Here is a 14255-nt window from a genome sequence, read left to right as displayed (position 1 = left end):
TGGCATCAGAGGATCCGTTACCTAGCGAGAGAGAGTTCCGCGTGTACGCGATCGTGCGCACCGGCGGACGCCAGCAGAAGGTTGCTGTTGGCGACGTCATCGAGGTTGACCGCATTTCCACCAGCAAGGTCGGCGACACCGTCGAGCTCTCCACGCTGCTGGTCGTCGACGGTGACGCGGTCACCAGCGACCCGTGGGTCCTCGCCGGCGTGAAGGTCCAGGCCGAGGTCGTGGACCACCACAAGGGCGACAAGATCCGGATCCAGAAGTACAAGAACAAGACCGGTTACAAGAAGCGGATCGGCCACCGCCAGCTCCACACGGCGCTGAAGATCACCGGCATCGACGCTCCGGCGAAGTAAGGGACTGAGGAGACATGGCACACAAGAAGGGCGCATCGTCCACTCGGAACGGTCGCGATTCCAACGCTCAGCGGCTCGGCGTGAAGCGCTTCGGCGGCCAGGCCGTCCTCGCCGGTGAGATCCTGGTCCGCCAGCGCGGCACCCACTTCCACCCGGGCAACGGCGTCGGCCGCGGCGGCGACGACACCCTGTTCGCCCTGCAGCCCGGTGCGGTGCAGTTCGGCACCTTCCGCGGCCGCAAGGTCGTGAACATCGTCCCGATCGCCGAGTAATTCGGCCCGGACGACGCACGTCGACAGCACGCCAGGGGCGGACCGCCTCTTTCCGCGCGAAGCGGGAAGACCGGTCCGCCCTTGGCGCGTTGTGAAGAAGACATACCCGCTGTACGCGCGGCATCCCCGGGCGTAGGCGGCCGTTCCACGCATTACGCAGACAACCCCGCTGATCTGGAGGCATCCCCACCATGACCACCTTCGTGGACCGCGTCGAGCTGCACGTCGCCGCGGGTAACGGAGGCCACGGCTGCGCCTCCGTCCATCGGGAGAAGTTCAAGCCGCTCGGTGGCCCCGACGGGGGCAACGGCGGCCGCGGCGGCGATGTGACCCTGGTCGTCGACCAGGACGTCACCACGCTCCTCGACTACCACCACCACCCGCACCGCAAGGCCACCAACGGCCAGCCGGGCGCGGGCGACAACCGCGAGGGCAAGAACGGCCAGGACCTGGTCCTGCCGGTGCCCGACGGCACCGTCGTCCTGGACAAGAACGGCGAGGTGCTGGCCGACCTGGTGGGCCAGGGCACCCGTTTCGTCGCCGGCCAGGGCGGCCGCGGCGGCCTCGGCAACGCCGCGCTGGCCTCGGCCCGCCGCAAGGCCCCCGGCTTCGCGCTGCTCGGCGAGCCCGGCGAGGCCCGGGACATCGTGCTGGAGCTGAAGACCGTCGCGGACGTCGCGCTGGTCGGCTACCCGAGCGCCGGCAAGTCCTCGCTGATCTCGGTCCTCTCGGCCGCCAAGCCGAAGATCGCCGACTATCCGTTCACGACGCTGGTGCCCAACCTCGGCGTGGTGACCGCGGGCGAGACGGTCTACACCATCGCCGACGTCCCCGGCCTGATCCCCGGCGCCAGCCGGGGCAAGGGCCTGGGCCTGGAGTTCCTGCGGCACGTCGAGCGGTGCGAGGTGCTGGTCCACGTCCTGGACACCGCCACGCTGGAGTCGGACCGCGACCCGGTCTCCGACCTCGACGTCATCGAGGAGGAGCTGGCCCAGTACGGCGGCCTCGGCGACCGGCCGCGGGTGGTCGTCCTCAACAAGATCGACATCCCGGACGGCAAGGACCTCGCCGACATGATCCGCCCGGACCTGGAGGAGCGCGGCTACCGCGTCTTCGAGGTCTCCGCGGTCGCCCGCCAGGGCCTGAAGGAGCTGTCGTACGCGCTGGCGGAGATCGTCGCCACGGCGCGTGCCGCCAAGCCGGTCCAGGAGGCGACCCGCATCGTGATCCGCCCCAAGGCGGTGGACGACGCGGGCTTCACGGTCACCAAGGAGGCCGACGGGTTCTTCCGCGTCCGCGGCGAGAAGCCCGAGCGCTGGGTCCGCCAGACCGACTTCAACAACGAGGAGGCGGTGGGCTATCTGGCCGACCGGCTCAACCGCCTCGGCGTGGAGGACGAGTTGCTGAAGGCGGGCGCCCGCGCCATGGACGGCGTGGCGATCGGCCCCGAGGACAACGCGGTGGTCTTCGACTGGGAGCCGTCGCTGTCGGCCGGTGCGGAGATGCTCGGCCGCCGCGGCGAGGACCACCGCTTCGACGCGCCGCGCCCGGCCGCCCAGCGCCGCCGCGACCGCGACGCGGCCCGCGACGACGCGCAGCGCGACTACGACGGCTTCTCGCCCTTCTAGTTCGAGGGCGCAACGGCGTCCGGGGCGTATCGACTCCGGGCCGTACCGGCCGACGCGGTCCGGCGCCGCAAGCACACCCAAGGCCCCGGGAGGAACGCTCCTCCCGGGGCCTTCGCGTCCTCGCAGGGTCTTCGCGTCCTCGCGTACGGCTCGCGTACGGGCTCCTCGGCCACGGGCCCCCACGTACGGCCCGCTGCGGGCTTAGACGGCGGCGGGGGTGTCCGGGGCGCCGTCGGTGCCCGGCCGGGCCGTCCCGGTGGCGGGTAGGGCCTGCTGCGAGCGCTGGACGGGGATTCCGGAAAGCCGGTTCTCCATCCGCCGGCGCCGCTCGTCGGCCTTGGCGCACAGCTCCAGCGCGGCCTGGTTGAAGCGGATCGCCGACGGCGGGTCGGACGGGCCGAGCAGATGCTCCTTGAGTTCGGCGCGGGCCGTGGCCAGGCCGTCCCGCTCCGGGTGCCGGACCGCCTCCAGGAGCGCGGGCACCCCGGCCGCGTCGGGCGCGAGGACGGTGGCCGCCCGCACCGTCGGGAACTGCGCCCGGAAGTCGTCCTCGTCCAGCCCCGAGGTGTTGACGACCGCGTACGGCTTTTCGCTGGTCAGGTAGTCGGAGACCACGCTGGAGACGTCGCTGATCAGCAGGTCCGCCTCGTTGAAGCAGGCGAAGATGCCGGGGCGCGCGGTGACGACGACGCGGTGCTCCCACTCCGGGAAGGAGTCCCAGTACGCCTTCTCCCAGGCGGTGACCGCGGCCTCGACGGCGGCCGCGCGGCCCTCCTCGGGGGTGCTCTGGAGCCGCATCCGCTCCAGCTCGTCGGCGCTCTTGCGGAAGTCCGCGGTGGTCAGCCGGTCGAGTTCGACGGTGCGGCGGTCCAGTTCGGCGGCGGTCTCGGGGCCGGGCCGCGGGCCGCCGCGCCGGGCGTTGGCCGCGGCGATCATCGCCTGGATGCGGAGGTTGGCGGCGCCGGCCCGCGGGTCCACCGAGCCGGTCATCGGGTGCGGCTTGTAGAGCAGCCGGACCGAGGGGTCGGCGAGCAGGGCGCGGACGATGTTCTCGCCGGCCAGGATCACCGAGGTGTTGCCCGGGTTGCCGTCCCAGCCCTCCCAGGTGGGCGCGTAGAGCACGGTGGTGTACCGGCCGACCGGGGCGCCCTCGTAGGGCCGGATCGGCGCCAGTTGGGGGCGGCCGACCTCGACGACGTCCTTGTCCTCGATGCCGATCTCGGCGAGCTGGTAGCGGTCCCGGGCCGCCGGGCCGGCCACCCACACCTCGTCGTACGCCTTGGCGTACGGGTTGCAGGAGGAGAGCTTGTCGCTCTCGCCGTGGTTGATGAAGGCGTGCTTGATGGAGGGGATCCGCAGGATCTGCGAGGTCTTCCCGGAGTTCGCCGGGTGCAGCAGCACCTTGAGGGTGGAGTGCTCCAGCCGCATCAGGTGGGAGACCTTGGGGATGCAGACGATCGGGATGTCGGTGGCCTCGATCTTCTGCACCATGAACCGCTCGCGGAGCACGATGATCGGCCGGCCGTCCAGCCCTGCCAGGGTGTCCAGCCACATGTTGGCCTGGTAGGCGGAGGCGGCGCCGCCGGAGAAGTACATGCCGACGGTCGGCCGGTAGGCGGCCAGCCAGCGGTCCAGCCATTCCAGGGCGCGCTGTTCGCCGACGACCTGCTTGCGGGGCAGCAGCCAGGTGCTGAGGTAGAGGGTGCCGCCGGCCGAGAGCAGCAGCGCGATGCCGATGCCGATGCCGCCCCAGAAGACGTTGCCGGTGACCGCGGTGACCATCATCCCGGCCGTGGTCGGTACCGAGAAGCGCAGCAGCCGCCGGCCCGTCTGGCGGTAGAGCAGCCGCGGCGGGGCGTCGGTCAGGCCCAGCGCGCCGGCGTCGACGTTGCGGGTGACGATCGGCAGGCTCCGGGAGCGCCGGACCAGGACCGCGACCGCCTGGCACACGAAGTGGGTGCCGTAGAAGGCGAGCAGGGTGATGGTCAGGGGAGCCTGCTCCTCCAGGGGGTTGATCCCGTCGATGTGCAGCAGGCCGACCAGCATCAGCATGTCCCGCAGCAGTTGACGCACCGTCACATCGAAGCGGATCCGACCGAGCAGGGCGAGCAGGGCGGGCTGCTGGTGCTGGAGGACCAGGTCGAGACCCAGGTTCACCACGGACGCCGCGATGAACAGCGGAATGACGGGCAGCAGCGCGCCGAGCAGCTGGGCGGTGAACGCGACCATCATCGCGAAGAGCGCCGCGAGCTGGACGGCTCGTCTGGGGGCGATTCCGGCGGAAGGCACGGGAGAGGGCTCCTGGCAGCAGAAAGGTCATGGGGGGAGGCCGGGGACGGCGGCCGGGTCCCGCGCTGCGACACCGCCGAAGCGACGAAACGGGACCGACGGACACCCGACCGTATGACCTTGTTGGCCTTGGTGACAATCTGCTGTGGCTCTCTTCGCCGCGAAACGGACCAGTCGAACGCAACCTTCGAGTGCCGATATCCGTCTTAGTTTTTTACGGCCCACCTCGGATTCGGCGAGTCCGGGTGTCCGCCGGTGCGTCCGCCAGGCGATATGGCGGAGCGTCGGCCCGGGGTGCTGCCGTAGATTGCGGCTGTACGGGTTCCCGACCGGGTCCCGTGCGGCCAAGGGTTCGCGAGCACAGGGGTACGCAGGTGGCAGGGGCAAGGCAGGACGTGGAAGACGCCCGCCGGATCGTGGTGAAGGTCGGCTCGTCCTCGTTGACCACGGCCGCGGGGGGACTGGACGCGGACCGGGTCGACGCCCTGGTGGACGTCCTGGCCAAGCACCAGGACAAGGAGATCGTGCTGGTCTCCTCCGGGGCCATCGCGGCCGGCCTCGCCCCCCTGGGGCTGGAGCGCCGCCCCCGCGACCTCGCCCGGCAGCAGGCCGCCGCCAGCGTCGGCCAGGGCCTGCTGGTCGCCCGCTACACCGCCTCCTTCGCCCGTTACGGCCGCCGGGTCGGCCAGGTGCTGCTCACCTCCGACGACACCAGCCGCCGGGCCCACTACCGCAACGCCTGCCGCACCCTGGACCAACTGCTGGCCATGGGGGCGGTGCCGATCGTCAACGAGAACGACACCGTCGCCACCGACGAGATCCGGTTCGGCGACAACGACCGGCTGGCCGCCCTCGTCGCCCACCTCGTCCGCGCCGACCTGCTGGTCCTCCTCTCCGACGTGGACGGCCTCTACGACGGCGACCCGTCCACCCCCGGGACGTCCCGGATAGCGGTGGTCACCGGCCCCGGCGACCTGGAGGGCGTCTCCATCGGGAGCGCCGGCAGGTCCGGTGTCGGCACCGGCGGCATGGTCACCAAGGTGGAGGCGGCCCGGATCGCGGCCGCGGCCGGCATCCCGGTCGTCCTCACCTCCGCCGTGCACGCCGCCGACGCGCTGGCCGGCACCGACACCGGCACGCACTTCCTGCGCACCGGCCGCCGCTCCGCCGACCGGCTGCTGTGGCTGGCGCACGCCTCCACACCGCAGGGCGCCCTGGTCCTGGACGACGGCGCCGTGCGGGCCGTCGTCGAACGGAACTCCTCGCTGCTGCCCGCCGGGATCTCCGCCGTGGAGGGCGAGTTCGCCGCCGGGGACCCGGTCGAGCTGCGGGACACCGACGGCCGCGCGGTCGCCCGCGGGCTCGTCAACTTCGACGCCCGCGAAATCCCCCGATTGATTGGTCGTTCCACCCGGGATCTGGCCCGCGAGCTCGGACCGGCGTATGAGCGCGAGGTCGTGCACCGCGACGACCTGGTGCTGCTGCACCACTGACCCGCCCCACCCGGGGGCACCGGCACGGTCCCGTACGGGACCGGCCTTCATCAGCCCTTCACCGAGGACCTTCGGCAAAACCGCCCCGCGAGCCGCCGCGGGCTGGTCAACTTTGTTGGGGGGCGCCGCAGCACGCGAGCGCAGGCGCCGAAGGACGACCGCACCAGTCGGCTCCGCCCCCAGGGGACGGAGCGATTCGCATCACAGGAGGCCGCCGGTGACACGAGGGCGCCCAGGGGCTCCGGCCCGAGGGACGGCGGAGCGCGCACTGACCAGCGTCGGGACCGCCACGAGCACCGTCCGGCCGGAGGACGGCCGGCGGGCGGAGCGGGAGCGGACGGCACCGCGGCCGCGGGAGGCCGAGCGCCGGGAGGCGTCCCGGCTGTGGCACGTCACCCTCAGCGTCTCCGGCGCCGAGGCCCCGCTGAAGGAGGTCCGCCGGGCGCTCGAACAGCTCGCCCACGACCACCCCTTCCTGCTAACCAGCCGCTACGCCAACGACCACGCCGAGATCCGCTACTGGGAGGAGGCCCGGGACCTGCACGACGCGGCGGCGGTCGCGCTCCGGCTGTGGGGCGAGCACCGCTCGACGGCCAAACTGCCGCCCTGGGAGATCGTCGGCCTGGAGGTCATCGACCGGGAGACCTACCACCAGCGCGTAGCGGAGGGCTACGGTCCGCCGCCGGCTTCGCCGGTCGGCGTCCATCCGTACTGACCCGCCCGCCGTACCCGCGCGGCCCGCCGGGTCGTCCACAGGTCGTGTCGCCGGTGCGACCGGCGTCCCGCTCTGTGGAATCCGGCGCGGCCGCAGCCCGGCGCGGAGTTAGGCTGCGGCCATGACCAGCAGTGCATCCCAGTCCTCGCCCGTCCTCGACACCGCCCGCCGCGCCAGGGAGGCGGCCGCCGTCCTGGCCCCGCTGCCGCGCACGGCCCGCGACGGGGCGCTGCTCGCCATCGCCGACGCCCTGGTGGCGCAGACCGACGCCGTGATCGCGGCCAACGCCCAGGACGTCGAGAAGGCCCGGGCCGCCGGCACCTCCGAGTCGATCGTGGACCGGCTCACCCTCACCCCCGAGCGGATCGCCGCCATCGCCGACGACGTCCGCAAGGTCGTCGCGCTGCCCGACCCGGTCGGCGAGGTGCTGCGCGGCTCGACCCTGCCCAACGGCCTCGACCTCCGCCAGGTCCGGGTCCCGCTCGGCGTCGTCGGCATCATCTACGAGGCCCGGCCCAACGTGACGGTGGACGCCGCCGCCCTCTGCCTCAAGTCCGGCAACGCCGTACTGCTGCGCGGCTCCTCCTCCGCGTACGCCTCCAACAGCGCGCTGGTGGACGTGCTGCGCGGCGCCGTGGCGAGCGCCGGGCTGCCCGCCGACGCCGTCCAGCTGGTCCCCGGCGAGAGCCGCGACTCGGTGCGCGAACTGATGCGTGCCCGCGGCCTGGTCGACGTGCTCATCCCGCGCGGCGGCGCCGCCCTGATCCGCACGGTCGTCGAGGAGTCCACCGTCCCGGTCATCGAGACCGGCACCGGCAACTGCCACGTCTACGTCGACGAGGCCGCCGACCTCGACATGGCGATCGACATCCTGGTCAACTCCAAGGCCCAGCGCCCCAGTGTGTGCAACGCCGCCGAGACCGTGCTGGTGCACGCCGGCATCGCCGAGAAGTTCCTGCCGCGCGCCCTGGAGGCACTGACCCAGGCCGGCGTGGTGGTGCACGGCGACGCCGCCTGGCAGCAGGCCGGCCCCGGCCTCGTCGCCCCCGCCACGGAGGAGGACTGGGCGACCGAGTACCTCTCCTACGACATCGCGGCCGCCGTGGTGCCCGACCTGGAGGCCGCGGTCGCGCACATCCGCCGCTGGTCCTCCGGCCACACCGAGGCCATCGTCACCGGCTCGCAGGCCGCCGCACGGCGGTTCACCCAGTTGGTGGATTCCACGACGGTCGCGGTCAACGCCTCGACCCGCTTCACCGACGGCGGCCAGTTCGGCTTCGGCGCCGAGATCGGCATCTCCACCCAGAAGCTGCACGCCCGCGGCCCCATGGGACTGCCGGAACTGACGTCCACGAAGTACATCGTCACCGGCGACGGCCACACCCGCTGACCCACCCCGCGCACGGCCCCGTCCGCGCTGCTGTCCGGCCGCTTCTCTCCCTGCCCAAAAGGTCCGGCCGGGGCTACTCTGGACGGGTGCCGGACGACGTGGGGGGCACGCCGTTCCCGGACGGCGAAGAGCCCGACGAGCACCACCACGGGAGCCACGGACGAGCGGACGAGGAGTTCGCTTCCGTGGTCTTCGACGAGGACTTCGTAAGGGCCGCGACGATCCACGAACCCTCGGCGGTCGAGCGCATGCTCGCCGCCGCCGAGGCGCGCGCCGAGGCCGAGGCGGCCGCCCGACCCGGCGGCGGCTTCGGCCCGGACGACGACTACGACCACGACGACCTCGCCGACCGCCCCGAGGACCGCGACGGCTTCCGCCCGGACGATCCCTACGGCCCCTACGGCGGGGCCCTGCGCCCCTACCGCGGCGCCGCGCGCTGGCACCGCCCCATCGCCTGGGTGCTGGCCGTGGTGATGGGCGTCGGCCTGGTCGCGCTGGCCTTCAGCGCCGTCTACCGCGGCGCCTCCGGCCGCACCCAGAGCCCCGCCCCGGCCAGCTCCACCGGCGTCGACGCCCCGGCCCCCGGCACGCTGCCCAGGAGCGGCCGGGACGCCCTCGGCACGCCCCGCCCCGCGGTACCGACCCCCGGCGCTCCCGCCGAGCCGCTGCGCCCGTCCCTCTCCGCGGGATCCGGGGCGCACTGACCCGAAATCGCGGCGTCCTCCGGCGTTTACGCCGGCCCCGTCAGACCTACCCTTGTTGTATGACCGGGCCTGGTGACCCTCCCGAAGGGACGCCCGACGGCGCCCCGGGAGGCGGTGACGACGAGTACCGATCCGTGGTCTTCGACGAGCGGTTCGTCCGCGCGGCGCGACTGCAGGAGTTCTCCGCCGACGAGCGACTGGGCGAGCACCACGCACCGGCGGTGAAGGCCCGCCACGCCTGGCTGCGGCCGGGCGGCTCCCGCCAGGCGGCCCTGTTGGTGCTGCTGATCGTGCTGGCCTTCGGCACCGCCGTCTACATGGGCATCCGTCACCCGTACAAGGCCCCCGAGCCCGCCCCCGCCCAGCCGCTGCGGTCCTCGGTGGTGCCGCTGGCGCCGCCCGGCACCGTCCCGGGCGCGACCCCCGAGGACCTCTTCGCGCACAGCCCGGCGGCCGACTACCGGATCGGCGCGGCCGGTATCAACCTCCCCACCGTCGAGCGCACCGCGCACTTCTCCGACGGCCAGATCGTCACCGCGATGAGCATCGCCAAGGACTACCTCGTCCGCTCGTCGGTGGACCCGGCCACCCTCACCGGCGGCTCCGTACGCCCCGTCAGACTGCTGCTGGACACCGGCCAACTCGACCAGTTCGACCGGAGCCTGGCGCATCCCGACGACAACGGCCGGGACGCGGCGACCGGTTGGCTCGTCCGCTTCGACCCGAAACAGGTCACGCTCGCCGACCGCGACGTCCGCGTCGACGGCACCCTGAGCGCCACGGAGGTCGGCGCCGACAGCCTCGACGTGACCGCCGACTACACCTTCGTCTACGCCGTCCGGCCGGCACCGGGCGCCCCGCGGGACGCCGCCGGGCAGCACACCGGCACACCGACGCCGGGCGCCGCCTCGCTCGTCACCGTCCGGCGCGAACTGCACTTCCGGATCGGCCGGGACGACCTCGCCGACCACCGCCTGTCCGTCGTGCAGAGCAGCCTCCAGGCCGGGCCGATGAGCTGCTCCGCCGACCCGGCCGGCACGCTGCACCCGCTGCTTGCCGGGCAGCACGCCGGCCCCGACCGGCCCGCCGGTACCGACCCCTACGCCCGGGGCCGGGCCAACGCCTCGCTCTGCGGCCAGCTTTCGGCTACTTCCCAGCCGACCCCGAGTCGTCCGATCCGCTAGCGCCGTCCGCTCCGCCGGCGCCGTTGGAGCGCGAGCCGAAGACGGTGTCGCGCAGCTTGCCGCCCAAGTCCCCGGCGCCGCCCGCGATATCGCGCACCAGGCCCATCAGCGGGTCCTTGCTGGTGCGCACCGAATCGGCGTAGTGCGCCGCGGAGTCCCGGAAGGAGTCGGAGACCGAGGCGTCCTTGTCCTCGTCGCGGCGCGGGTAGTGGCCGTCCATGATGCGCTGGTAGTCGCGGCTCTCGGACCACTTCTTCAGCTCGGCCGCGCGGACCGTGGTGAACGGGTGGCTGCGCGGCAGGACGTTGAGGATCTTCAGCACGGAGTCGCGCAGATCGCCGCCGGACTCGTACTCCTCGGCCTGCTTGAGGAAGGCGTCGACGTTCATCTCGTGGAGGTGGTTGCCGCCGGCCAGCTTCATCAGGCCGCGCATCGACGCCTGGAGGTCCTGCCCGACCAGCAGGCCGGCCCGGTCCGCCGACAGCTCGGACTTGCGGAACCACTCGCGCAGCGCCGTCACGATCGCCATGACCGCGACATTGCCGAGCGGGATCCAGGCGACCTTCGTCGCCAGGTTGGTCAGGAACAGCAGGATCGTGCGGTACACCGCGTGCCCCGAGAGGGCGTGGCCCACCTCGTGCCCGATGACGGCCCGCATCTCCTCCTCGTCGAGCAGCTCGACCAGGCCGGTCGTCACCACGATGATCGGCTCGTCCAGGCCGATGCACATGGCGTTGGGCTGCGGGTCCTGATTGACGTACATCGGCGGGACCTTCTCCAGGTCCAGGATGTAGCAGGCGTCGCGCAGCATCGCGTGGAGGTGGGCGAACTGCTGGTCGCCGACGCGGACCGAGTCCGACAGGAAGAGCAGCCGCAGGCTGCGCTCCGGCAGCAGGCCGCTGAGCGTCTTGAAGACGGTGTCGAACCCGCTCAGCTTGCGCAGCGCGACCAGCGCCGAGCGATCCGCCGGGTGCTCGTAGGACCGCGACGAGATTCCGGGGAACCGCCTGCGGTTCCGGCCCGGTACGCTCGCGCCGCGGTCTGGGCTCTCCGTCATTGGGGCCTCCCCCTGTTCGACTGCGTGTGATTCAGCCTAGAGGACGCCACTGACAGCCGAATGGATGCCCGGGCGTACGCTGGCGAGCGGACCAATGCCCGCCGGGCCCGCACAGAAGCCCGCACAAAAGGGAGCCATCGTCATGCCGCATCCGAGCCTGCTGCTCGCCGTCGCCGAGACCTCCAGGGACAGCGGCCCCGGCTGGATCCTGCGCACCGTGATCATCGTCGGCGTGCTGGGCGCCGCGCTGCTCGCCTGGATCCTGCTGCGCGGCTACGGCAACCAGGACTGACACCGGACCGGGAAGGGGCGGTGACGCGGCCGGACGCCTCCGAGGAGGAGTCGGCGTGAGCCCGCGGTGACGTGGCGCTTACGATGTGGCGGAAAGCCTTGTCCGAACCCCGCCCGGATTGGTCCCGCCAACGATGAGCCTGAACTCTGCCGCACAGTCCCTGGTCACCCTTGCCGAAGCCGGGCAGAAGGGCGGCCAGCACGAAAGCCTGAGCCCCTACCTCACCGGTGGCAGCGCCCTTTTCATCCTGCTTCTCCTGCTCTGGATCACCACCCGCTTCAACCGCGACCGCTGAGCCTTCCGGACCCGGCAGCCGGGACCGCGTCCCGCCAAGTAGGGTCTGCACGCATGGGAGAGCACACAGGACCCGTGAAGCGGCGACTGGGCGTGATGGGCGGCACATTCGACCCGATCCATCACGGACACCTGGTCGCCGCCAGCGAGGTGGCCAGTCAGTTCCACCTCGACGAGGTCGTCTTTGTGCCCACGGGGCACCCGTGGCAGAAGAGCCACAAGAAGGTGTCGCCGGCCGAGGACCGCTATCTGATGACGGTCATCGCGACCGCGTCGAACCCGCAGTTCTCCGTCAGCCGTATCGACATCGACCGCGGCGGCGAAACGTACACGATAGACACGCTGCGTGATCTGCGGGCCCAGCACCTCGACGCGGATCTGTTCTTCATCACCGGCGCCGACGCGCTCAGCCAGATCCTGACCTGGCACGATGCGCCGGAGCTGGTCTCGCTCGCCCACTTCATCGGGGTGACCCGGCCCGGCCACGTCCTCGCGGACCCCGGGCTGCCCGAGGGGGCGGTGTCCCTGGTCGAGGTGCCCGCGCTGGCCATCTCCTCGACCGACTGCCGGGCGCGCGTCGCCCAGGGGGATCCGGTCTGGTACCTCGTACCGGATGGTGTGGTGCGCTACATCGACAAAAAGCAGCTGTACCGCGACGATCGCTGACGGGGCAGACGGAAAGGGGCGCCGGTGAGCGACCGACACGATCCGTACGGGCCGCAGGACCCGTATGCCCAGGACCCGTACGCCCCGCAGCAGGGGCAGCCGGGCCAGGGCTACGCCTACGACGCGTACGGCCGGCCGGTGCCCCATGAGGCGCCGCAGCAGTACGAGGCGCAGCCGTACGAGCAGCAGCAGTACGACCCCTACGGGCAGCCGATCGCGCCGGGCGCCTACGAGCCCTATGACCCCTACGGGGCCCAGGGCAATCAGGCGCCCCCGGCCCAGCAGCCGTACCACGACCAGCAGGAGTACGGCTACGACGCCTACGGCCGGCAGGTACCGCAGCAGACCGGCTACCCGCAGCAGTACGACCCGTACGCCCAGCCCCAGCAGCCCCAGCATCAGTCGCCCCAGCAGACGGACTGGATCCCGCAGCAGGTCCAGCAGCCCCCGTACGAGCAGGACCCCTACGGGGAGCTCCGGCCGCACACCGGGCGGGCCGCCGCGGCGCCGGCGGCCGCCCCGGAGGAGCCGCCCGCGCCCGGCGGGGCCGACAAGGGCGCCGGGGCTCCGGGGGAGGAGCACCACACCGGGGAGTTCGCGTTCGTCGAGGATCCGGACGAGGAATCCGAAGACGTCATCGACTGGCTGAAGTTCACCGAGAGCCGCACCGAGCGGCGCGAGGAGGCCAAGCGGCGCGGCCGCAGCCGCCTGATCGCCCTCTCCGTCGTCCTGGCCCTCCTGGTGGCCGGCGGCGTCGGCTATCTGTGGTGGGCCGGCAAGCTGCCCGGGCTGCCCGGTGCGGGCGGCGGCACCGCCCCCGCGGCCGGCGGGCAGAAGCGCGACGTCCTCGTGGTGAACCTCCGGGACACCAAGACGGGGAACAGTTCCACCGCCCTCCTCGTGGACAACGAGACCACCCACAAGGGCACCACCCTCCTCCTGCCCAACAACCTCATCGTCACCAAGGACGACGGCACCCCGACGACGCTCGGCAAGTCCGTCAAGGACGACGGCACCGACGCCACCCGGGAGTCCCTCAACACCCTCCTCGGCGCCGACCTGAAGGCCAGCTGGCGGCTGGACACCCCCTACCTGGAGAACCTCGTCGAGACCGTCGGCGGGATCAACGTCGACACCGACACCGCCGTCCCCGGTGACAAGAAGGGCGACACCCCGGTCGTCAAACAGGGCGCCGGCCAGCTCCTCAACGGGCAGGCGGCCGTCGCCTACGCCACCTACCAGGGCCCGGGCGACACCCAGGCCAAACAGCTGGAGCGGTTCGGGCAGGTCATGCAGGCCACTCTGAAGAAGGTCTCCAGCGACGCGGACGGCGCCACCGCCACCGTGAAGGCGCTGCTCCAGATCCTCGATCCGCCGCTCACCGAGGCCCAGTTGGGCAGTTCGCTGGCCCAGCGTGCCGAACTGGCCAAGACCGGCAAGTACGACACCGAGGTGCTCCCGGTACAGGCCGACGGCACCATCGCCCAGAACACCGCGGCCGGCGTCGTCAAGGACATCCTGGGCGGCACGGTCAAGAAGACCGCACCGGGCGCGACCCCGCGGGTCGCGGTCCGCAACGCCACCGGCGACAAGGCCGCCACCGGAAAGGCCCAGGTCGCGCTGCTCAACGGCGGCTACACCTTCGTCGACGGCGGCAGCGGCGGCACCGCGGCCGCCTCCCAGGTGACGTACGGGGACGCCGCGCAGCGAGCCAAGGCCGGGGAGGTCGCCAAGACGCTGGGCCTTCCGGCGGGCGCCGTCCGGCAGGGCACGGTCGCCGACAACGCCGATATCGCGGTCGTCCTGGGCCAGGACTACAAGGGCTGACTGACCAGGCAGGAAGCGGCCACCTCCCGGCGGGGCGGAAATGCCCGCCGGGAGTGTCGGTGGTCCGTGAGACCCTAAAGGG

Annotated in this window: 14 protein-coding genes; 12 read left to right on the top strand and 2 right to left on the bottom strand. The window is 72.3% G+C overall.

What is annotated here, in order from left to right; translation table 11 throughout:
- Positions 1-41: 41 nt before the first annotated feature.
- The 3 genes from rplU to obgE all read left to right on the top strand — a co-directional run bounded on the left by rplU (position 42) and on the right by obgE (position 2262).
- Positions 42-362: a 50S ribosomal protein L21 gene (gene rplU / locus K2224_RS00740; RefSeq protein WP_018538042.1), complete on the top strand. Its 321-nt coding sequence runs from the start codon at positions 42-44 to the stop codon at positions 360-362.
- Between the two features lie 14 nt (positions 363-376).
- Positions 377-634, top strand: coding sequence for a 50S ribosomal protein L27 (gene rpmA / locus K2224_RS00735; RefSeq protein WP_221904684.1), 258 nt, complete (start codon positions 377-379; stop codon positions 632-634).
- Positions 635-825: 191 nt separating this feature from the next.
- Complete coding sequence (gene obgE / locus K2224_RS00730; RefSeq protein ID WP_221904683.1) at positions 826-2262, top strand: GTPase ObgE; 1437 nt, start codon at positions 826-828, stop codon at positions 2260-2262.
- A 201-nt stretch (positions 2263-2463) separates the two neighbouring features.
- On the opposite strand, the gene K2224_RS00725 is transcribed toward obgE, so the two are convergent.
- Positions 2464-4551, bottom strand: coding sequence for a HupE/UreJ family protein (locus K2224_RS00725; protein ID WP_221904682.1), 2088 nt, complete (start codon positions 4549-4551; stop codon positions 2464-2466).
- Positions 4552-4925: 374 nt separating this feature from the next.
- Between K2224_RS00725 and proB the strand changes: the two genes are divergently transcribed.
- The 5 genes from proB (at position 4926) to K2224_RS00700 (ending at position 10037) form a co-directional block, all read left to right on the top strand.
- Entirely contained in the window at positions 4926-6044 is a 1119-nt protein-coding gene (gene proB, locus K2224_RS00720; RefSeq protein ID WP_221904681.1) for a glutamate 5-kinase, read from the top strand.
- Between the two features lie 217 nt (positions 6045-6261).
- Entirely contained in the window at positions 6262-6759 is a 498-nt protein-coding gene (locus tag K2224_RS00715) for a hypothetical protein (protein ID WP_221904680.1), read from the top strand.
- Between the two features lie 121 nt (positions 6760-6880).
- Complete coding sequence (locus K2224_RS00710) at positions 6881-8149, top strand: glutamate-5-semialdehyde dehydrogenase (RefSeq protein WP_221904679.1); 1269 nt, start codon at positions 6881-6883, stop codon at positions 8147-8149.
- 86 nt (positions 8150-8235) lie between these two features.
- Positions 8236-8853: a hypothetical protein gene (locus tag K2224_RS00705; protein ID WP_221904678.1), complete on the top strand. Its 618-nt coding sequence runs from the start codon at positions 8236-8238 to the stop codon at positions 8851-8853.
- A 59-nt stretch (positions 8854-8912) separates the two neighbouring features.
- On the top strand, positions 8913-10037 hold the full coding sequence (locus K2224_RS00700) for a hypothetical protein (protein WP_221904677.1): 1125 nt from the start codon (positions 8913-8915) through the stop codon (positions 10035-10037).
- On the opposite strand, the gene K2224_RS00695 is transcribed toward K2224_RS00700, so the two are convergent.
- The gene (locus tag K2224_RS00695; RefSeq protein WP_221904676.1) at positions 10000-11094 is read right to left on the bottom strand and encodes a M48 family metallopeptidase; all 1095 of its coding nucleotides are present in this window, start codon (positions 11092-11094) and stop codon (positions 10000-10002) included. The two genes, K2224_RS00700 and K2224_RS00695, sit on opposite strands and share 38 nt — an antisense overlap.
- 142 nt (positions 11095-11236) lie before the next feature.
- Between K2224_RS00695 and K2224_RS00690 the strand changes: the two genes are divergently transcribed.
- From K2224_RS00690 to K2224_RS00675, 4 genes are all read left to right on the top strand, one after another.
- Positions 11237-11386, top strand: a complete 150-nt coding sequence (locus K2224_RS00690) for a hypothetical protein (protein WP_221904675.1) — start codon at positions 11237-11239, stop codon at positions 11384-11386.
- 133 nt (positions 11387-11519) lie between these two features.
- Entirely contained in the window at positions 11520-11681 is a 162-nt protein-coding gene (locus K2224_RS00685; protein ID WP_221904674.1) for a hypothetical protein, read from the top strand.
- Positions 11682-11734: 53 nt separating this feature from the next.
- Entirely contained in the window at positions 11735-12346 is a 612-nt protein-coding gene (nadD, locus tag K2224_RS00680) for a nicotinate-nucleotide adenylyltransferase (protein ID WP_221904673.1), read from the top strand.
- Between the two features lie 24 nt (positions 12347-12370).
- On the top strand, positions 12371-14173 hold the full coding sequence (locus K2224_RS00675) for an LCP family protein (RefSeq protein ID WP_221904672.1): 1803 nt from the start codon (positions 12371-12373) through the stop codon (positions 14171-14173).
- Positions 14174-14255 lie beyond the last annotated feature (82 nt).

The sequence above is a fragment of the Streptomyces sp. BHT-5-2 genome (assembly GCF_019774615.1).
Lineage (GTDB): Bacteria > Actinomycetota > Actinomycetes > Streptomycetales > Streptomycetaceae > Streptomyces.
Note: the sequence above shows the minus strand (reverse complement) of the source record. Positions and strands in the feature narration are given on the sequence as shown.